Genomic DNA, 19,349 nt, shown 5'->3' on the forward strand with positions numbered 1-19,349 from the left:
GCTCAGGCGGCGACCGCCGCGTGCTCGGCGCGTACGGCCGTGGCCTCGGCGCGGGCGATGGGGCCGGCGGGCAGTGCGGCGACGGCGGCCCCGACGGCGACGGCTGCCCCGGCGAACAGGAAGGCCCAGGGCACGCCGCCGGCGTGGTCGACGATCAGCCCGGCCACCGATCCCCCGGCCGCGCTCGCCGCCACCGACATGGTGACCACCCAGGTGTACGCCTCGTTCAGCATGCCGGCCGGGGCGATCCGGCCGACCAGGGTGTTCTCCAGGGTCAGCGCCGGGGCGATGGTGGCCCCGCCGAGCACCAGCGCGATGCCGAGCGCCAGCGGGGCCGGCATCACCGCGTACACGGCGAAGCTGGCCGCCACCGCGCCGAGCAGCCAGGCGAACTGGCGGGTCATGTTGACTGCCGGTCGGCGTACCCCGAACCAGAAACCCCCGACCGCGCTGCCGATGCCCCAGACGGCGAGCAGCACCCCGGCCAGGCTCTCCGGGTCGTCGGCGGTGGCCTGCCCGGCGAAGGCCGGGACGATCACGCCGGCGGCGCCGAAGGCGATGCCCAGGCTGGCGACGCAGAGCAGCAGGGCCGGGAAGCCACCGACCCGCAGCGGGCCGAGGCCCTTCGCCTGGTGCTCCTGCGGGTGCGGACGCCAGCCGCGCATCACCCGGCCGAGTGCGACGGCGGTGGTGCCGACCAGGGTGACCACGGCGGACCCGACCAGCGCGGCGGCGGCGTCGGCGGCCAGCACGAAGCCGGCCACCAGCAGCGGGCCGAGCACGAAGACGATCTCGAAGAGTGAGGTCTCCGCGGCGAGCGCGGTGTTGCGCAGGTGGGCCCGGCCGGTGGCGGGGGCGGTGAGGTCGTTCCAGGCGCCCCGGATGGCAGCGGTCAGCGGCGGGTAGGTGGCCCCCGCAGTGCCGGCGGCCAGGTAGATCAGGGCGAGGTTGCCTGCCCCGGACCGGCTGGCCGCGAGCAGGCCGAAGAGGGCGAGCGGGTGGGCGACCGCGGTGGCCAGCAGCACCGGCGTGGGGCCGACCCGGTCGGCGATCCGCCCGGCGATCGGGCTGAGCGCGGCGCCGGCGAGCGCGTAGATGCCGCCGGCGACCGCGGCGAGGGAGTAACGGTGGGTCACCGCCTCGACCACGAGCAGCAGCGCGAGCGGGGTCATGCCGATCCCGAGGCGGCCGATGATGCCGAGGATCAGCAGCATCGGTGCACCGGGGACCCGCCAGACGCCCAGGTACTGGCGCAGTGCGGCCAAGGAGGCACCTCCGGGGGGAGACAGGTAATGAGCGGAAGCCCCTTTGACCCTAACGCCGCGACTCGCGGTGGGGATGGTCGGTTCGCTCACATCGCCCGGCAGGGCGGGGCCGAAGACGGCTCCGCCCGCGTCCCGGCGGGGACGCGGGCGGAGACGAGCGCGGTCAGCGCTGGAACTGCACCGGCCCGGCGCTGCGGGCCATCTGCTCCAGGCGGGCCACCCGCTGCTCCATCGGCGGGTGGGTGGCGAACATGGCGGCGATGCCGCCACCCCGCTTGAACGGGTTGTCGATCATCAGGTGGGCGGTGCTGGTGAGCTGGCCCTGCGGCGGCAGCGGGCGCATCTGCGTACCCATGTGGATCTTGCGCAGGGCGCTGGCCAGGGCCAGCGGGTCCCGGCTCAGCTCCGCGCCGGACTGGTCGGCCTGGTACTCGCGGCTCCGGCTGATCGCCAACTGGATCAGGGTGGCCGCGATCGGGCCGAGGATCAGGGTGAGCAGCAGCACCGCCGGGTTCGGGCCGTCCTCGTCGTCGGAGGAGCCCAGCGGGATGAACCAGGCGATGTTGGCCAGCATGGTGATGATGCCGGCCAGACCGGCCGCCACGCTGGAGATCAGGATGTCCCGGTTGTAGACGTGGGACAGCTCGTGCCCGATCACGCCGCGCAGCTCGCGGTAATCGAGGATCTCGACGATCCCCTGGGTCACGCAGACCGCCGCGTTCTGCGGGTTACGCCCGGTCGCGAAGGCGTTGGGCTGGGCGGTGGGGCTGACGTACAGGCGGGGCATCGGCTGGCCCGCCTGGGTGGACAGCTCACGGACCATCCGGTACAGCTCGGGGAACTGTGCCTCGCTGACCGGTTGCGCCCCCATCGAGCGCAGTGCGAGCTTGTCCGAGTAGAAGTAGGTCACGCCGTTCATCAGCAACGAGACGACGACGGCGATGACGAGGCCACCGCTCCCGCCGAACCAATAGCCGACCGCGAGGATCAGCGAGGTCAACAGGCCGAGCAGTGCTGCGGTCTTGAGACGGTTGTGATGCACGATCGCTCCTTCGGTGCGCGGATCCACGCGGGGCCCGCTGACCGGTTCAACACCACCGGTACCCGTCAACCATCCCGCCCATTACTGAAAGTTGGCTGAGGATTCCTGTGCGACGGCTGTGCCGGCTGGGCACCGAGGGACAAACCGCCGCTCAGCGGGCGGCCAGGTCCAGCACGAGCTGCGGCGCGAAGCCCACCATCACGGCGAGGGCGGTGGCCACCCCGAGGGCCGCGACCACCGTCCGGGCCGGCCGGGCGGTGGCCGCGCCGGGTGCCGCGTAGAGGGTGGCCACCAGGCGCAGGTAGTAGGCCAGGCCGAGCACCGCGTTCACCGCCACCACCAGAGCCAGCCAACCGGCGTGCCCGGCCAGCAGGGCCCGGACCACGGTCACCTTGGCGAACAGGCCGGCCAGCCCCGGCGGCAGCCCGGCCAGCCCGACCAGCGCGAGCGCGAACGCCCCGCCCACCCACGGGTGGCGGCGAGCCAACCCGCGCAGGTCGGCGAGGGTGCCGCCGTCGCCGTCCGCCGGCCGCAGCGCGACCACCGCCGCGAAGGCGGCCAGCTCCAGCAGCACGAAGAAGACGAGATAGGCGACGGCCGCCGCGTACGCCGCGGTGCGGGCGTCGGCGGTGCGGCCGGCGGCCAGCGCCAACGCGCCCAGCGGGGCGAGGACGTAGCCGGCCTGGGCCACCGAGGACCAGGCGAGCAGCCGGACCGTGCGCCGCTGGCGCAGCGCCACCAGGTTGCCCACGGTCATGGTGAGCACGGCGAGCAGGGCGAGCACCGGCCCGGTGACGGTGGCCGGCAGGGCGCGCTGCACCACCGCGAGCAGGGCCACCACCCCGCCCAGCTTCGACGCCGTCGACAGGTACGCGGCGACCGGCAGCGGCGCGCCGTCGTAGGTGGCCGGGGCCCAGGCGTGGAACGGCACCGCGGCGACCTTGAACGCCAACCCGACCACCACCAGCGCCACGGCCACCGTGGTGAGCGGCAGATCGCGGACCTCGGCGCTGGCGGTGAGGGTGGCGCCGAGCCGGTCCAGGTGCAGGCTGCCGGTCACCGCGTAGAGCAGCGCCGCGCCGAGCAGGGTCAGGGCGGTCGCCACCACGCTGACCACGAAGAAGGTGACCGCCGCCTCGGCACCGGCCAAGCTGCCCCGGCGCAGCCCGACCAGGACGTAGAGCGGCAGAGTGAGCGTCTCCAGCGCCACCACCAGGGTGATCAGGTCGCCGGCCGCGCCGAGCAGCACGCCGCCGGTCATCGCGCAGGCGAGCAGGAAGCAGTATTCCCCCACCGGAATCCGGCCGGCCCGCAGCAGCGGACCCGACAACGCCAGCACGCCGAGGGTGAGCAGGGCGACGACCGCCGCGACCAGGGCCGCCCGCCCGCCGAACACGTACGAGCAGTCAGGGCCGACGCAGAAGGTGCGCCGCTCGTCCCCCGTACCGACCAGGGCCGCGCCGAGCGCGGTGGCCGCCGCGCCGGTGGCGGCGACGGCCACGGTGACGGCGGCCCGCGCCACCAGCAGGTCGGCCAGGAGCACGAGTACGGCGGTGCCGGCGGCCAGGTACGCCGGCAGCAGCGCCACGTGATCCACGCTCTGCACCAGACTCATCCGGGCTCACCTTCGTTCGCGACTGCGGGGCTCCGCTCCGCCGCACTCCCCGCGCTCAATCGAAGACCGCCAGCAGGGCGTTGACCGGGCCGGTGGCGTAGGACAGCACGAGGGCCGGGGCCAGGCCGACGGCGAGGGCGAGCAGCACCAGCGGTGCCCAGGCGGTCAGCTCCGCCCCGGCCAGCCCCGGCGCGAGCCGCCCCACCGCCGGACTGGGCCGCCCGTGGCTGACCCGGCGCAGCAGCCGCAGGAAGTACGCGGCGGTCAGCGCCCCGCCGAGCGCGGCCAGCACCGCGAGCGTGGTCCAGAGCCCGCCACCGCGCCGGACCGCGGCGATCACGGCGAACGCCTCGCCCCAGAATCCGGCCAGTCCGGGCAGCCCCAGCGAGGCGACCGCCGCGAAGCCGAGCAGCCCGGCCAGCCGGGGCGCCGTCTCGCGCAGCCCGGACAGGTCCGCGAGCGACCCGGTGTGGGTACGGTCCTTGATCGCCCCGGCCAGGAAGAAGAGCAGCCCGGTGATCACGCCGTGCGCGATGTTGCCGATCAGCGCGGCCTGCAGGCCGGTGGCGGTGAGCGTGGCCACCCCGAGCAGCACGAAGCCCATGTGCCCCACGCTGGAGTACGCGATCAGCCGCTTCAACTCGTCCTGCGCGAGGCAGACCAGGGACCCGACGAGGATCGCCGCCACGGCGAGCACCCCGAGCACCGGGGCGGCCCAACGGGCGCCCTCCGGGGCCACCCCGACCGCCACCCGGATCAGGCCGTACGTGCCCATCTTGAGCAGCACCCCGGCGAGGATCACGCTGCCGACGGTGGGCGCCTGGGTGTGCGCATCGGGCAGCCAGGAGTGCAGCGGCCAGAGCGGGCTCTTCACCGCGAACGCCAGTGCCAGCAGAGTGAACGCGGCGAGCTGGGTGCCCCGGGAGAGCCCGGACCCGCCGGTCAGCGCCACCAGGTCGGCGGTGCCCGCGGCGGCGACCACCACGTAGACGCCGACCAGCAGCAGCACCGAACCGAAGAGGGTGTAGAGGACGAACTTGCGGGCCGCCCGCCGCCGGTCCTCGCCACCCCAACCGGCGATGATCGCGTACATCGGGAGGAGGACGACCTCGAAGAAGAGGAAGAAGAGCACCAGGTCGAGGGCGAGGAAGGTGCCCAGGATGCCCACCTCGACCACCAGCAGCAGCGCGACCAGGGCCCGGCCGCTGCCACCGCCCTCGGGCACCCGCCACAGCGTGTAGCCGCAGCAGAGCAGGGTGAGCAGCGCGGTCAGCACCACCAGCGGCCAGGAGATCCCGTCCACCCCGAGGTGGAAGCGCAGGTCCAGGCCGGGCACCCAGGGCAGGTCGAGCTGATGCCAGGGCTGCACCGCGGGCGACGGCCCGTAGCCGAACCAGCCGTGGTCCCCACCGAGGAGCGGCAGCGCGGCGAGCAGGGTCAGCGCCGCGGCGGCGGTGCCGACCAGGCGCCCGGCCCGGTCGCCGGGGGTGGCGGCCGCCGCGACCGCGCCCAGCGCGGGCAGCGCGAGGACCGCGACCAGCAGGAACTCTCCGAAACTCATGCCGGCGGCCTCTCCGCTCGCGACTGCGGGGCTCGCAAACCCGGCTCACTCCTCGCGCTCACCGACGCCCCCTCAGTTCGCGACTGCGGGGCTCGCAAACCCGGCTCACTCCTCGCGCTCACGGCAACACCCCGATCAGTGCCACGGCGAGGCCGATGAGCAGGGCGCCGGCCAGCACGCCGGCCGCCGCGCGCGGCAGCGCCGCCCGGTGCAGGGCGGCCAGCCCGCCGCCCAACTCGACGGCGGCCCGGCCGCTCCCCTCCACCAGGCCGTCCACCCCGACCTCGTCACCGGTACGCACAGCCCGGGCGAGCGCGGTCGTCGGGCGTACCACGAGGGCGTGCTGGACGTCGTCGAGCCGGAACGCCCGGGCGAAGGCCGGCCGCAGCGGACCCAGGAAGCGGGCCGGGTCGGCGGCCGGGTCGCGACGCCAGCCGGCCCAGGCGACGCCCGCCCCGACCAGCAGCAACACCAGCGGCAGCAGCAGGTTCGGCGCGAGGTGGACCAGCTCGACGGCCTCCCCGGTGCGGTCGGCCGGCTCGCGGAGGCGGTCGGCGAACCACGGCGCGAAGGCGGCCAGCCCGAGCAGTGCGGCGGGAACCGCGAGCAGCAGCACCGGCCAGCGCAGCACCGCCGGCGGGTCGTGCGGATGGGCCAGCGGGAGTCGGGACGTACCGAGGAAGGCGCGCAGCAGCAGGCGGGTGGCGTACCAGGCGGTGACGGCGACGCCGAGCAGCCCGGCCAGCCAGACGAGCCAGCCGACCCAGGCGTAGCTCGGGCCGCCGCCCTCCAGCGCGGCGGCTTCGGCGGCGGCGAGCACGCCGTCCTTGCTCCAGAAGCCGGACAGCGGCGGCAGCCCGGCGAGCGCGCCGAGGCCGATCACCGTGCACCAGAAGGTCACCGGCATGGCCGTCCGGAGGCCGCCCATCCGGGACATCAGGGTGGTGCCGACGGCGTGGATCACCGCGCCGGCCGCGAGGAAGAGCAGCGCCTTGAACGCGGCGTGGGTGAGCAGGTGGAACAGCGCCGCCGCGGGCGCGCCGACGGCGAGCGCCCCGGTCATGTAGCCGATCTGGGAGACCGTCGACCAGGCCAGCACCCGCTTGATGTCGTCCTGGGCGGTGGCCGCGAACGCGCCGAGCAGCAGCGTGATCGCCGCCATCACCCCGAGCACGGCCAGCGCGATCGGGGCCCGCTCGAACAGCGGGAAGAGCCGGGCGACCGCGTACACGCCGGCGGCGACCATGGTGGCGGCGTGGATCAGCGCGGAGATCGGGGTGGGACCGGCCATCGCATCCGGCAGCCAGGTGTGCAGCGGGAACTGGGCGCTCTTGCCCGCCACCCCGGCGAGCAGCAGCAGGCACGCGGCGGTGAGCGTCGCGGTGGAGTAGTCGTGGGCCAGCACGTCCGCGATCCGGAAGCTGCCCGCGCCGACGCCCAGCAGCGCGATGCCGAGCAGGAAGCCGACGTCCCCCACCCGGGTGACCAGGAACGCCTTCACCGCGGCGGCCGGCGCCTCGGGCAGCCGCCGGTCGTGGGCGATGAGCAGGTAGGAGCAGAGGCCCATCACCTCCCAGCCGACCAGCAGCAGGATCAGGTCCCCGGAGACCACCACGGTCAGCATCGCGGCGGTGAACAGGCTGATCTGCGCCGCGTACGGCGGGTAGCGGTGGTCCACCTCGACGTCGTCGTGCGGCCCGCGCTTCAGGTAGCCGATCGAGTAGACCTGCACGGCCAGGGCCACCGCGGCCACCGCCGTGGCGACCAGCACCGCCACCCCGTCCAGCCGGTAGCCGAGGGTGACCGTCAGTCCGCCGAGGTCGATCCAGGTGGTGGCGCCCTCGACCGGGCGGTCCACCCGGACCAGCAGGGCCACCGCCGCCAGCAGCGCCAGCGCCGCGCCGGTCACGCCGAGCGCGATCGCCACCCGCCGGGCCCGGTCCTCTCCGGTCGCCGCGCCCCTGGGCGACGGCGGCAGCAGCAACCCGACCAGACCCACCAGCAGGGGTACGCCCGGCAGCGCCGCCGCGAGCAGTCCGGTCACTTCTCCCCCTCCGGGGCGTCGGTGGCCGGCCCGCCCGACGGCGGGCCCGCCGGGCCGGTGGGCCGCTCGACCGTCGCGCCGGCAGGCACGGGCACCGACACCTCGGTCAACGGCACGTCGTCGACGGTCACGCTGGCCCGCAGCCGGTAGAGCTGAAGCACGATGGCCAGCCCCACGCCGATCTCGGCGGCGGCGAGCACGATCACGAAGAGCGCGAAGACCTGGCCGGAGTGCGGCAGCTGGGCCCGGACCGTGGTGTCGGCGGTGACCAGGATCAGGTTCACCGCGTTCAGCATCAGCTCGACGGCCATCAGCACGAGGACGGCGTTGCGGCGGCGCAGCACGCCGTAGACGCCGAGGCCGAACAGCAGCGCGGCGGTGACGTACGGGATGACCGGCCTCACGCGCGCCCGCCCTCGTCAGCCACCACACCGGCCGGCTCGGGCCGGGCCGGCGGGCCGTCCGCCGGTCGGCGTTGGGCGCCGGGCGCGCCGGGCCGGCCGATGTCGGTGCGGGACAGCACGATCGCGCCCACCAGGGCGGCGAGCAGCAGCACCGAGAGCAGCTCGAAGGGCAGCACCCACGAGCGGAAGACCTGCTCGCCCAGGCGGTCGGCGGTGCCCGCGGCGGGCAGGTCGACCCGGGACCAGCGGAACGCGTGGACCAGCAGCACGGCCAGCCCCAACCCGCTGCCGCCGCCGATCAGCGCGGCCGGCCAGCCCGGCCGGTCCAGGTCGTCGGAGGCGCCGATCGGGGCCCTGGTCAGCATCACCGCGAAGAGCAGCAGCACCACCACCGCGCCGACGTAGATCAGCACCTGCACCCAGGCCACCAGCTCGGCGGTGAGCACCAGGTAGTCGCCGGCCAGCGCGCCCAGGCAGACCACCAGCCAGAGGCCGGCCCGGACCAGGTGCCGGGTGCCCACCACCAGCGCGCCGGCGCCGACCGCCACCGCGCCGAGGGCCACCAGCAGCACGTCCGCACCGGTCATGACGCGGCGCCTCCGCCCTGCTCGGTGCCGGGCTCCGGGCGTACCCGGGACGGGGCCGGACGCGGGGCGGGGCCGGCGGCCTTGCGGGCGGCGGTGGTCTCCTCCTTCGAGGGTTCGCCGCGCGGGTCGTGGGCCGGCGGGGGCGGGACGGTGCCCATCCACTCGCCGAGGTGGTCCTTGTCGTGCAGCAGGTCCTTGATGTCGTACTCGGCGTACTCGAACTCGGGCGACCAGTAGAGCGCGTCGAACGGGCAGACCTCGACGCAGATGCCGCAGTACATGCAGAGCGAGAAGTCGATGTCGAACCGGTCGAGCACGTTGCGCTGGCGGGGACGGGCGGCGCCGGGGACCGCCACCTCCTCCTTGTGCGAGTCGATGTAGATGCACCAGTCCGGGCACTCCCGGGCGCAGAGCATGCAGACCGTGCAGTTCTCCTCGAGCAGCGCGATCACCCCGCGCGAGCGGGGTGGCAGCTCGGGGGCGACGTCCGGGTACTGCTGGGTGGTCGAGCGGCGGGTCATCGTCCGCAGGGTGACCGCCAACCCCTTCGCCAGCCCCTCGCCGGGAACACCGGTCCGCTCGCTCATGCCGCCCATCCTGCCCTGTGCCCACGCCCCGCGCGACCACCACCCGGCTCTTGGCTGCGCCGGGGGTGACCGGCGCGGCGTCGACCGGTCGGGTGACGTGCCGCTCCCGCCGATCAGGTGGACCTGTCCGCCAATCGGCTCGACCGCCCGCACGGCAGCTCAACGGGAACATCGAGGACTTTGTTGATCATCTATGCTGCTCCGGCGGACCAGCATTGGGGGACCACGGGGAATGAAACTGAGCAAGAGGTGGACGCGGGCCCTGGCCGCGACCGCCGTCGTCGCCGCCGTTCTGGCAGGCGCGCCGGCCGCGCAGGCCGTGCCGACCTACACCGTCACCGGTACGGTGACCGACCGGGCCACGGGAACACCACTGCAGGGCGCCTGCCTCGACCTGTACCAGACGCCCGACCGGTTGCTCGCCACCCGCTGCGCCGACGAGCAGGGGCGCTACACGTTCTCCGGCCTGACTCGCACAATCCAGCCGCGCCTGCGAGGGCAGGCGGCGGGGCACGCGGAGCTGTGGTGGCCCGCTGAGCCTGATTACTACAACGCGGATCAGCTGCGCTACCCGACCGACGGCAGCACCACCATCAAGGCGGACCTGGCGCTGACGGTGGCGGTCGGTGGCTTCGCCGGTCGGATCACCCAGCCGGACGGCAGCCCGGCATACGCCTCCGAAGTCACCGCCATCGCGGTCGGGACTGCCTACTGGGCGGCGAAGGCGCCGACCGACAGCGACGGCCGCTACCGGCTCGACAATCTCCCGGTCGGGTCATACCGGCTCGCCATCGGTCCGCGGGGCTGGGCGTCGACCCAGTGGCTGCCCGGCACTGGTAACCCGCCCGTCGCCACTGTCTTCGACGTCACCCCGGGCGCCACGACCACGGTGGACGGGCGGTACCTGACGGCGAACACCGCGTACGAGGGCGGCACGCTGACCGGCGTGGTGACCAGGGCCGCGACCGGCGCGCCGGTCGCGGCCGCCTGCGTGACCGCGGTCTCGGTCTACAGCGGCCAGGACGCCGCGACGGCGTGCACCGACGCCACCGGCCGCTATCGGCTCGCCAGTCTGTCCACCAACCTCGGCTACAAGCTGCGGGTACGCGCCGACGGCTTCCCCGCGCACTGGGCGCCGAACGCCGTGGACAGCCGCAACGGCTCCACGTACTTCCCGCAGTGGAACACCGACAAGATCGTCGACATCGCCCTACGGGCGGGCGGCGGCACGGTACGCGGCCAGCTCACCGACTACCCGGGCGCGACCCCCGCGCTGACCAACTCGGTCCGGGTGTTCGCCGTCGACAACTCCTGGTCCGCCTGGACCGAGGCCGTCGACGGGCGGTACCAGTTCGACCACGTGCCGCCGGGCGACTACCGGATCGCGGTCAAGCCGCTGGAACGTACCCTCCAGTACCACCCGGGCAAGGCGACCGCGGCCGAGGGCAAGATCGTGCACGTCGCCGACGGCGCGGTCACCACGGTCGACGAGCAGCTCGTGCCCCCCGGTGCCGTCGAGCTCAGGCTGGTGGACGCGGTCACCGGATCGCCGGTCAAGGCCTGCGCCCGGCTGGTCACCGCGCAGGAGGTGGCCTGTGGTGACGCCGGTACGGTCATCTTCCCGAAGGTGTGGGCCACCGGCGACACCCCCGACCGGATCCTTGTCGATCCCAAGCCGACCCACTGGAGCAAGGACGTCAACCCGGTCGCGGTGGTCAGCGGTGAGACGACCCGGCTGACCGTGTCGCTGGAGCCGGGCGCCGCCCTGGAGACCAGCGTCGTGGACGCCAAGGACGGCTCCGTGCCCCCGAAGACCTGTGTCCGCCCGGTCAGCACCTCGAAGCTGCTGGTCAGCCCCACCCAGCAGGAGCCAACGTCCGGCGGCGGCTACTGCTCCGACAGCAGCGGCAAGATCCGAATCGGGCCGCTGCCGTCCGGTCCGGTGCAGCTGCTGGTCATCCCGCCCGCCCCGTACGGCGCCCAGTGGTACACCGAGCAGGGGGGCACCGGTGACCAGCGGGCCGCGAAGGCGTACCCGCTGCGGGTCGGGCAGACGATGACCGCGCCGCCGATCCGACTCGACCGGGGCGGTGCGCTGACGGGCCGGATCACCGACCGGTCCGGCAAGGCCGTCAGCAGCTGCCTCCAGCCGTTCGGCCGGAGCGCGGATCTCAACTATCCCCCGCTGCGGACCTGCGCCGGCAGCTCCGGCAGCTACACCCTGGAGCGTCTCGGCCCGTACCGCTGGCCGTTGAACGTGGACCGGCAGGCTCTCAGCGAGACGAACATCCTCGCCCCGGCCTGGTCGGGCAACGCCACCAACCGCTTCGACGCGACCCTCGTGCAGGTGACCGCCGGCACCACCACGGCCGTCCCGGCCATCGTGCTGCCACCCGCCGCCCGGATTCGAAGCATGGACGTCGGCACCACCGCCAAGCAGATCGGCCAGGTGGAGGTGTACCAGCCGACCACCGGTGACCGGATCGACTATGGTGCCGTCCTCGGTGCCGGCAGCACGCTCACCGGCCTCCCGGCCGGACCGATCGTGCTACGCGCGGTCCTCACCAACGGCACCCCGTGCTGGTACGTCGGGCCACCCATCGGGCCGCGGACGCACGGGGGCCTGGGACCGACCCCGATCGTCCTCACCGCCGGGCAGGTGGTCGAAACCCTCCGCCTGGTGCCCGGGGAGACCTGCAAGCCGGTCCGGACCGACATCCGTACCGGTCCGGCCGTGGTGGCGGGCACCCGCTGACCGGCCCCGGCGGGCCGGACCGACACCACCGGCCCGCCGGGCACCAAGCTTCTCTTGATCATCAATTCTGCTCCGGCCGACGAGCCCAGGAGGACCACGGCCCAATGAGACTCACCAAGAGGTGGACGCGGGCCCTGGCCGCGACCGCCGTCGTCGCTGCCGTCCTGGCGGGCGCACCGGCCGCGCAGGCCGTGCCGACCTACACCGTCACCGGTACGGTGACCGACCGGGCCACGGGAGCACCGCTGCCCGGTGCCTGCCTCGACCTGTACCAGACGCCCGACCGGCTGCTCGCCACCCGCTGCGCGGACGAGAGCGGCCGGTACGCCTTCGCCGGCCTGACCAGCGGCGTGAGCCCCCGGCTGCGGGCGCGGGCGACGGGCCACGCGGAGCTGTGGTGGCGGTCCGCGCCCGACTACTACAACGCCACCTTCATCTTCGCCTCCCAGGCCACGAACGGCGTCTTCATGGCGGACCTCGCGCTGCCCGTCGCGGCGGGCGGCTTCAGTGGCCGGATCACCCAGCCCGACGGCAGCCCGGCGTACGCCACCGAGGTGACCGCCAGCACAGCGGACGGCAGCTGGACGGCCAAGGCCCCGACGGACAGCGACGGCCGCTACCGGCTCGGGAATCTGCCGGTCGGCACCTACCGGCTCGGGATCGCCCCTCGGGGTTACCCTCCGAAGCAGTGGGTGCCCGGCAAGACCGACCCCGCCGCTGCCACGGTCTTCGAGGTGACCGCCGGCTCGACGACCACCGTCGACGAGCGCTACCTGGTGGGGAACAGCACGTTCCAGGGTGGCGTGCTGACCGGGAAGGTGACCGCGGCGGCGACCGGTGCGCCGGTCGCCGGGGCCTGCGTCACCGCCTTCTCCGGCCTCAAGGGGAATGAGGCCGGGCAGGCGTGCGCCGACGCCACCGGCCGCTACCGGCTCACGGTCGCCACCAACGATCCGTACAAGCTGCGGATCCGCGCAGACGGCTTCCCGGAGCAGTGGGCGCCGAACGCGGTGGACAGCCGCAACGCCCAAGCGTATGCCGCGCAGTTCGGCAAGGAGGTGGTGGTCGACGTCGCCCTGCGGACGGGCGGCGGCACGGTACGCGGCCAGCTCACCGACTACCCGGGCGCGACCCCCGCGCTGACCAACTCGGTCCGGGTGGTCGCCGTCGACAACTCCTGGTCCGCCTGGACCGAGGCCGTCGACGGGCGGTACCAGTTCGACCGGGTGCCGCCCGGCGACTACCGGGTGGCAGTCAAGCCGCTCGACCGCAACATCCAGTACCACCCGGGGAAGACGGTCCTGGACGAAGGCGCCATCGTGCACGTCGCCGACGGCGAGGTCACCACGGTCGACGAGCAGCTCCTCGCGCCGGGGGCGATCGAGGTCACCCTGATGGACGCGGTGACCGGCGCGCCGGTGTCCGGCTGCGCCCGGCTCTCACTGGCTGCGGAGCGGGCGTGCGCCGACAGCTCTGGCCGGATCACCTTCCCGAAGGTGTGGGCCACCGGCACGAGCCTGGAGGGAGTCACCGCCCAGCCCGGCCCCACCCACTGGCAGAAGGGGGTCGGATCGGTGCGGGTGGTCAGCGGCGAGACGACGCGGCTCACCATCCCGCTGGAGCCGGCCGCCGTGCTGGAGACCACGGTGGTGGACGCGACCAGCGGCTCGACGGTGCCGCAGGCCTGCGTCCGGCCGGTCCAGTCGGCCAAGCTGGTCACCTCCGCGCTGCGGCAGGAGGTCAGCCAGTCCACCGGCTACTGCTCCGACGCGAGCGGCCAGGTGCGGATCGGGCCGCTCCCGGACGGACCGGTGCAGCTGCTGGTCCTGCCGCCGTCACCGTACGGGGCGCAGTGGTACACCGAGACCGGCGGCACCGGCGACCGGCGTCTGGCGAAGGCGTACGCACTGCGGGCCGGGCGGATCCTGACCGCGCCGCCGATCAAGCTCGACCGGGCCGGCTCGATCACCGGCAGCATGCGGGACGAGTCCGGCGACGGGGTGAACACCTGCGTGCAGGTCTTCGGCAACCACCCGGACCTGACCTACGACAATCCGCTGCAGCGCTGCAGCTACGACGACTCCGACCAGACACCCGGCCGGTACGTAATCAAGGGCCTGGGGCCATACCGGTGGCCGGTCCACGTCGCCGGCGCGAGCTCGGTCTCCGGCCCGGCCCTCGCTCCGGCCTGGTCGGGGAACACCACGGACCGGTTCGCGGCGACCCTCGTCCAGGTGACGGCCGGTGCCACGACGACCGCGCCGGGCATCGTGCTGGTGAAGGGTGCCCGGATCCGGACCCTGTACCTGGGCCCCTCTGGAGGGCAGGGCACGGTGGAGGCGTACCACCCGATGACCGGGGACCGGGTGGCCTTCCTAAGCACGACGGACCCGTCCCGGATCGGGCTCCCGGCCGGACCGGTGCTGCTGCTCTACCGGCTCATCAACGGTACGGAGTGCTGGTACGTCGGGCCGCCCATCGGCGCCCGGTTGCACCGCACGCTGGGACCGACGCCGGTCAACCTCACCGCGGGACAGGTGGTCGAAACCGTCAGCCTGGTGACCGGGGAGACCTGCAAGCCGGTCCGGACCGACATCCGTACCGGTCCGGCCGTGGTGGCGGGCACCCGCTGACCGGGCCCGGGCGGGCCGGACCGGCACCACCGGTCCGGCCCGCCCGACCGTTTCGGGGCCGAGGCGCGCTCACACCGGCGGGAGCACCTCGACGCCGAGCTGCTGGAGGACCTGGAACAGCTCGTTGACGCTCCACACGTCCACGATCCGGCCGCTGTCGTCGAAGCGCAGGAAGGTCGCCCCCGAGTAGCTGACCACCCGGCCGGTCGGCGGCACCGGGCCGAACTGCCCGGCCTGGGTGCCGGCGGCGCGCCAGTGCACGGCCACCCGCGCACCGGAGGCCACCACCTCGACGATCTTGTAGCGCAGGTCGGGGAACGACGCCCGGCGGTCCCGGTGCCAGGCCAGGGCGGCCGCCGGCCCGGTCCCGCCCAGCCCCGGGCAGTCCTCAGCGACCAGCTCGTACGCGGTCTCCTCGCGGGTCGCGTTCCACACGTCGGCGATGAAGCGCCGGGCCACGGCCTCCACATCGGTCACCGCGGCAGCGTAGCCCCCACTCCCCGCGCCGAGCCTGCCGGACCGGCCCGGAACGACCATGATGGGACAGGGCCGACAGCGACAGAAAACGGAGGTAGCGGCGTGAGCGCGAGGAGTGAGCCGGGGTTGCGAGCCCCGCAGTCGCGAGCCGAGGTGGCACGGTGACGGAGAGCAACGAGGAGATCCTGAACCGGACCGGCGGGAAGTACGTCGAGCCGGGCGGCGAGTTCACCCGGGACCAGCGTTACATCGCCACCCGGATCACGGCGGACGGGCGGGACGGCTGGCCGGTGGAGTCCGGCCGTTACCGGCTCGCGGTGAGCCGCGCCTGCCCGTGGGCGAACCGCCTGATCATCGTCCGCCGGCTGCTCGGGCTGGAGGACGCGATCTCGATGGCGGTGGCCGGGCCGACCCACGACGCCCGGAGCTGGACCTTCGACCTGGACCCGGGCGGGGTGGACCCGGTGCTCGGCATTCCGCGGCTGGCCGAGGCGTACTTCAAGCGCTTCCCCGGGTACGAGCGGGGCATCACCGTGCCGGCGATCGTGGACGTGCCGACCGGGCAGGTGGTCACCAACGACTACGCACAGATGAGCCTGGACCTGTCCACCGAGTGGACCGCCTACCACCGCGAGGGCGCGCCGGAGCTGTACCCGGAGCGGCTACGGGACGAGATCGACGAGGTCAACGCGGTGGTGTTCAAGGACGTGAACAACGGCGTCTACCGGTGCGGCTTCGCCGGCAGCCAGGAGGCGTACGAGAGCGCGTACCGCCGGCTCTTCGACCGGCTCGACTGGCTGAGCGAGCGGCTGAGCGGGCAGCGCTACCTCGTCGGCGACACCATCACCGAGGCGGACGTGCGGCTGTTCACCACCCTGGTCCGCTTCGACCCGGTCTACCACGGCCACTTCAAGTGCAACCGGCAGAAGCTGACCGAGATGCCGGTGCTCTGGGCGTACACCCGGGACCTGTTCCAGACCCCCGGCTTCGGCGACACCGTCGACTTCGACCACATCAAGCGGCACTACTACGAGGTGCACCGGGACATCAACCCGACCGGTATCGTGCCGCTCGGCCCGGACCTGTCGGGCTGGCTCACCCCGCACGGGCGGGAGGCCCTGGGCGGTCGCCCCTTCGGCGACGGCACCCCGCCCCCGCCGCCGGCCGAGCCGGTCGACCCCGCCCACACCCCGCTGCGGATCGACTGACGTCGAAAGGCCCTCCGTCACGCGGGGGCCCTTCCTCACATGACCAGCCGGACGGCCGCGGTCAGGACGAGCTGGGCGAGGGCCAGCGGGACGAGCACCAGCCAGCAGAGCCGCTGGAGCTGGTCCTCGCGCAGCCGCGGGTACGACACCCGGAGCCAGATGATCACGAACGCCACGGCGAAGACCTTGAGCAGGGTCCACAGCCAGCCCAACTGGGCGTCCGCGAACGGGCCCTGCCAGCCGCCGAGGAAGAGCACGGTGGTCAGCGCGGCGATCACCACGATGCCGACGTACTCGGCGAGCAGGAAGAACGCGAAGCGCAGGCCGGTGTATTCGGTCATGTAGCCGAAGACCAGCTCGGAGTCGGCCACCGGCATGTCGAACGGCGGCCGTCGGATCTCCGCCAGCCCGGCGACGAAGAAGATCACCATCGCCGGCGCCTGCCAGAGCAGCCACCACGGCCGCCACGCCTCGACGATCCCGGGCAGGCTGAGCGTCCCCGCCGCCATCGCCACCGACGCGGCGGCCAGCACCAGCGGCAGCTCGTAGCCGAGCAGTTGGGCGGCGCCGCGCAGCCCGCCGAGCAGGCTGTACTTGTTGGCCGAGGCCCAGGCCGACATCAGCACCGCGAGCACGCCGATGCCGACCACGGCCAGCACGAAGAACAGGCCGATGTCCAGCGGCTGCCCGACCAGGTCACCCGGGCCGAGCGGGATCACCAGCAGGGCGAGCAGGTACGGCACCAGGGCCACCGCCGGGGCCAGCCGGAACACCGGCCGGTCCGCGTCGCGCGGGGTGACGTCCTCCTTCTGCACGAACTTGATGCCGTCGGCGACGAGCTGCGCCCAGCCGTGGAAGCCGCCCGCGTACATCGGGCCGAGCCGGCCCTGCATGTGCGCCATGACCTTGTGCTCGGCCTGCCCGACGATCAGCGGCAGGGTGAGGAACGCGACCAGCACGCCGGCCACCCGGATGACCAGCTCCAGCCAGGCGGGCATCAGGCGTCCCCCTCCTCGGGCGTGGGCTCGGCGGCCGGCTCCTGCCGGGGCGGGCCCGTCGGCCGCTCCCCGGGCGTCGGCCGGCCGGGCGGCCCGGACTCGGCCGCTGGCAGGTCTGCCGGCTCCTGCCGGGCCGGGCCGGTCGGCCGCTCGCCTGGTGTCGGCCGGGCCGGACCCGCCGGTCGCTCCGCGGTGGTGGGCCGGGCCGGGCGCTCGCCCGGGGCGGGGCGCGGCGGGCGTTCCCGGGCCGGGCGGGCGGGCGTACCCCCGCGCGGGCCCTCGCCCATCCCGGCCGCGCCGGCGGGCGTGGGCGTCGTCCCCCACTCGCCCGGCGCCGGTACGCCCGGCGGGCGAATCGGCCGGCGACCGCCGCCCGCCTCCGACTCCCCCGGTTCCTTGGCGCCCGGCCAGGGCTTGGCGACCCGGGAGGCGAGCACGAACTCCTTGCGCAGCGGATGCCCCTCGAACTCCGGCGGCAGCAGCAGCGGCTTGAGGTCCGGATGCCCGTCGAACCGGATGCCGAACATCTCGTGCGTCTCCCGCTCGTGCCAGGAGGCGCCGGGGAAGATGCCCACGACCGAGGCGAGCCGCGGCTCCTGTCGCGGCACCCGCGTCCGCAGCAGCACGCCGTGCCGGCGGCTCGTCGACCACAGGTGGGCGACCACGTCGAAGCCGTCGGCCAGCTCGTCCACAGCCGAGAGCCAGTCGAAGTAGTCACAGGCCAACTCGGCGTCGTCGCGGACGGCCCGCACCGCGTCCTGCCAGGCGTCCGGCGGTACGTCGACCGTCGCACGGGCGTGCGCCTCGCCACCCGAGCGCCCGACGGTCACCGCGTCCTCGGCCAATCCGGCCGCCCGCAGGAGCACGCTGCGCGCCCGGTCACCGACCTCTTCCGGCGTCATGCCCGCGATCCTACGGGCCACCGGCGTGGACGGACCGCCTCAGGCTGGGCAGCTGACCCGCTGCACTGCCGCTCCCCGCCGCCCGATCCCGGCGTGGCCGGGTCCCCGCCCGCCACCAACCACGCGCCCGAGCACCCGGCGGCTCGTCCGGCCGCACCGGGCCGGCTTGGCGGTTTCGACACCGAGACCACGCCCGCAGGAAAGAATTGAGCGGTGCGTGCTGTGACTGTGACTCCCGGCGTCCCGAACTCGCTGCAGCTGACCGAGGACTGGCCCGAGCCCGCCCCCGAGGAGGGCGCGATCCTGGTCGAGGCGCTGGCCGTGGGCATCTGCGGCACCGACCACGAGATCATCTCCGGCGCGTACGGGGAGGCGCCGCCCGGACAGGAGCGGCTGGTGCTCGGTCACGAGGCGCTGGGCCGGGTGGTGGAGGACCCGACCGGCACCCTCCAGCCCGGCGACCTGGTGGCCGGCATCGTCCGGCGCCCCGACCCGGTGCCCTGCCCGAACTGTGCGGTGGACGAGTGGGACATGTGCCGCAACGGGCAGTACACCGAGCACGGCATCAAGGGACTCTCCGGGTACGCCCGGGACCGGTGGCGGGTGCAGCCGAAGTTCGCCGTCGGCCTGGACCCCTGCCTCGCCTCAGTGGGGATGCTGCTGGAACCGACCAGCGTGGTGGCGAAGGCCTGGGACCACATCGAACGGATCGGCCGCCGCGCCGAGTGGAAGCCGCAGACCGTGCTGGTGACCGGGGCCGGGCCGATCGGTCTGCTGGCCGCGCTGCTCGCCACCCAGCGCGAGCTGTCGGTGCACGTGCTGGACCGGGCCACCACCGGGCCGAAGCCGGACCTGGTCCGCTCGCTCGGCGCGACCTACCACACCTCCAAGGTGACCGAGCTGGACTTCGAGCCGGACGTGGTGGTGGAGTGCACCGGCGCGCCGGTGGTGGTGCTGGACGCGATGTTCCAGGCCGGGCCGACCGGCATCGTCTGCCTGACCGGGGTGTCCAGCGGCGGCCGGACCATCGACCTCGACGCGGGAGCCCTCAACCGCGACCTGGTGCTGGAGAACAACGTGGTCTTCGGCTCGGTGAACGCCAACCGGCGGCACTGGGAACTGGCCGCCGAGGCCCTCTCCCGGGCCGACCAGGGCTGGCTGAACTCGCTGATCAGTCGCCGGGTGCCGGTGGAGGCGTACGCCGACGCGTACACCTCCGGACCGGACGACATCAAGGTGGTGCTGGACTTCACGGCCTGAGCCGGCGACCG

Annotated in this window: 14 protein-coding genes and 1 pseudogene; 4 read left to right on the plus strand and 11 right to left on the minus strand. The window is 74.0% G+C overall.

Translation table 11 applies throughout. The features are described from left to right. Positions 1–2 precede the first annotated feature (2 nt). The 8 genes from ACGF4F_RS15520 to ACGF4F_RS15555 form a co-directional block, all read right to left on the minus strand. Positions 3–1,265: an MFS transporter gene (locus ACGF4F_RS15520; RefSeq protein WP_357438238.1), complete on the minus strand. Its 1,263-nt coding sequence runs from the start codon at positions 1,263–1,265 to the stop codon at positions 3–5. A 163-nt stretch (positions 1,266–1,428) separates the two neighbouring features. Beyond that, positions 1,429–2,307: a zinc metalloprotease HtpX gene (gene htpX, locus ACGF4F_RS15525; protein ID WP_357438241.1), complete on the minus strand. Its 879-nt coding sequence runs from the start codon at positions 2,305–2,307 to the stop codon at positions 1,429–1,431. Positions 2,308–2,458: 151 nt separating this feature from the next. Further along, positions 2,459–3,922, minus strand: coding sequence for a proton-conducting transporter membrane subunit (locus tag ACGF4F_RS15530; RefSeq protein WP_357438243.1), 1,464 nt, complete (start codon positions 3,920–3,922; stop codon positions 2,459–2,461). A 55-nt stretch (positions 3,923–3,977) separates the two neighbouring features. Beyond that, on the minus strand, positions 3,978–5,483 hold the full coding sequence (locus ACGF4F_RS15535) for an NADH-quinone oxidoreductase subunit M (RefSeq protein WP_357438246.1): 1,506 nt from the start codon (positions 5,481–5,483) through the stop codon (positions 3,978–3,980). 118 nt (positions 5,484–5,601) lie between these two features. Next, positions 5,602–7,527: an NADH-quinone oxidoreductase subunit L gene (locus ACGF4F_RS15540; protein WP_357438248.1), complete on the minus strand. Its 1,926-nt coding sequence runs from the start codon at positions 7,525–7,527 to the stop codon at positions 5,602–5,604. Continuing rightward, the gene (gene nuoK, locus ACGF4F_RS15545) at positions 7,524–7,931 is read right to left on the minus strand and encodes an NADH-quinone oxidoreductase subunit NuoK (RefSeq protein ID WP_357438251.1); all 408 of its coding nucleotides are present in this window, start codon (positions 7,929–7,931) and stop codon (positions 7,524–7,526) included. Before nuoK ends, ACGF4F_RS15540 begins: the two co-directional genes overlap by 4 nt. After that, entirely contained in the window at positions 7,928–8,518 is a 591-nt protein-coding gene (locus ACGF4F_RS15550) for an NADH-quinone oxidoreductase subunit J (protein WP_357438254.1), read from the minus strand. The genes nuoK and ACGF4F_RS15550 overlap by 4 nt, the downstream gene beginning before the upstream one ends. Next, positions 8,515–9,105 (minus strand): NuoI/complex I 23 kDa subunit family protein, encoded by a 591-nt coding sequence (locus ACGF4F_RS15555; protein ID WP_393077832.1) that lies wholly within the window; start codon positions 9,103–9,105, stop codon positions 8,515–8,517. The genes ACGF4F_RS15550 and ACGF4F_RS15555 overlap by 4 nt, the downstream gene beginning before the upstream one ends. A gap of 232 nt (positions 9,106–9,337) precedes the next feature. On the opposite strand from ACGF4F_RS15555, the gene ACGF4F_RS15560 reads away from it, so the two are divergent. Beyond that, entirely contained in the window at positions 9,338–11,860 is a 2,523-nt protein-coding gene (locus tag ACGF4F_RS15560) for a carboxypeptidase regulatory-like domain-containing protein (RefSeq protein ID WP_393077835.1), read from the plus strand. Positions 11,861–11,964: 104 nt separating this feature from the next. After that, positions 11,965–14,493 (plus strand): carboxypeptidase-like regulatory domain-containing protein, encoded by a 2,529-nt coding sequence (locus ACGF4F_RS15565; RefSeq protein WP_357438260.1) that lies wholly within the window; start codon positions 11,965–11,967, stop codon positions 14,491–14,493. A 69-nt stretch (positions 14,494–14,562) separates the two neighbouring features. Here ACGF4F_RS15565 and ACGF4F_RS15570 read toward each other — a convergent pair whose 3' ends face one another. Continuing rightward, positions 14,563–14,970: an ester cyclase gene (locus ACGF4F_RS15570; protein ID WP_357438264.1), complete on the minus strand. Its 408-nt coding sequence runs from the start codon at positions 14,968–14,970 to the stop codon at positions 14,563–14,565. 161 nt (positions 14,971–15,131) lie between these two features. Here ACGF4F_RS15570 and ACGF4F_RS15575 point away from each other — a divergent pair, with 161 nt between their 5' ends. Further along, complete coding sequence (locus ACGF4F_RS15575; RefSeq protein WP_393077839.1) at positions 15,132–16,178, plus strand: glutathione S-transferase family protein; 1,047 nt, start codon at positions 15,132–15,134, stop codon at positions 16,176–16,178. Positions 16,179–16,213: 35 nt separating this feature from the next. Here the strand turns inward: ACGF4F_RS15575 and nuoH are convergent, their stop codons facing one another. Together nuoH and ACGF4F_RS15585 are read right to left on the minus strand one after the other, a co-directional pair. Beyond that, entirely contained in the window at positions 16,214–17,176 is a 963-nt protein-coding gene (gene nuoH / locus ACGF4F_RS15580) for an NADH-quinone oxidoreductase subunit NuoH (protein WP_357438271.1), read from the minus strand. Positions 17,177–17,436: 260 nt separating this feature from the next. Next, positions 17,437–18,078 (minus strand): annotated as a pseudogene (locus ACGF4F_RS15585) (NADH-quinone oxidoreductase subunit C); the annotation flags it as partial. A gap of 213 nt (positions 18,079–18,291) precedes the next feature. On the opposite strand from ACGF4F_RS15585, the gene ACGF4F_RS15590 reads away from it, so the two are divergent. After that, a complete protein-coding gene (locus ACGF4F_RS15590; RefSeq protein ID WP_393077841.1) occupies positions 18,292–19,338 on the plus strand; it encodes a glucose 1-dehydrogenase in 1,047 nt (348 codons plus the stop codon). Positions 19,339–19,349: the final 11 nt, after the last annotated feature.

It is taken from the genome of Micromonospora sp. NPDC047740 (genome assembly GCF_043204735.1).
Lineage (GTDB): Bacteria > Actinomycetota > Actinomycetes > Mycobacteriales > Micromonosporaceae > Micromonospora.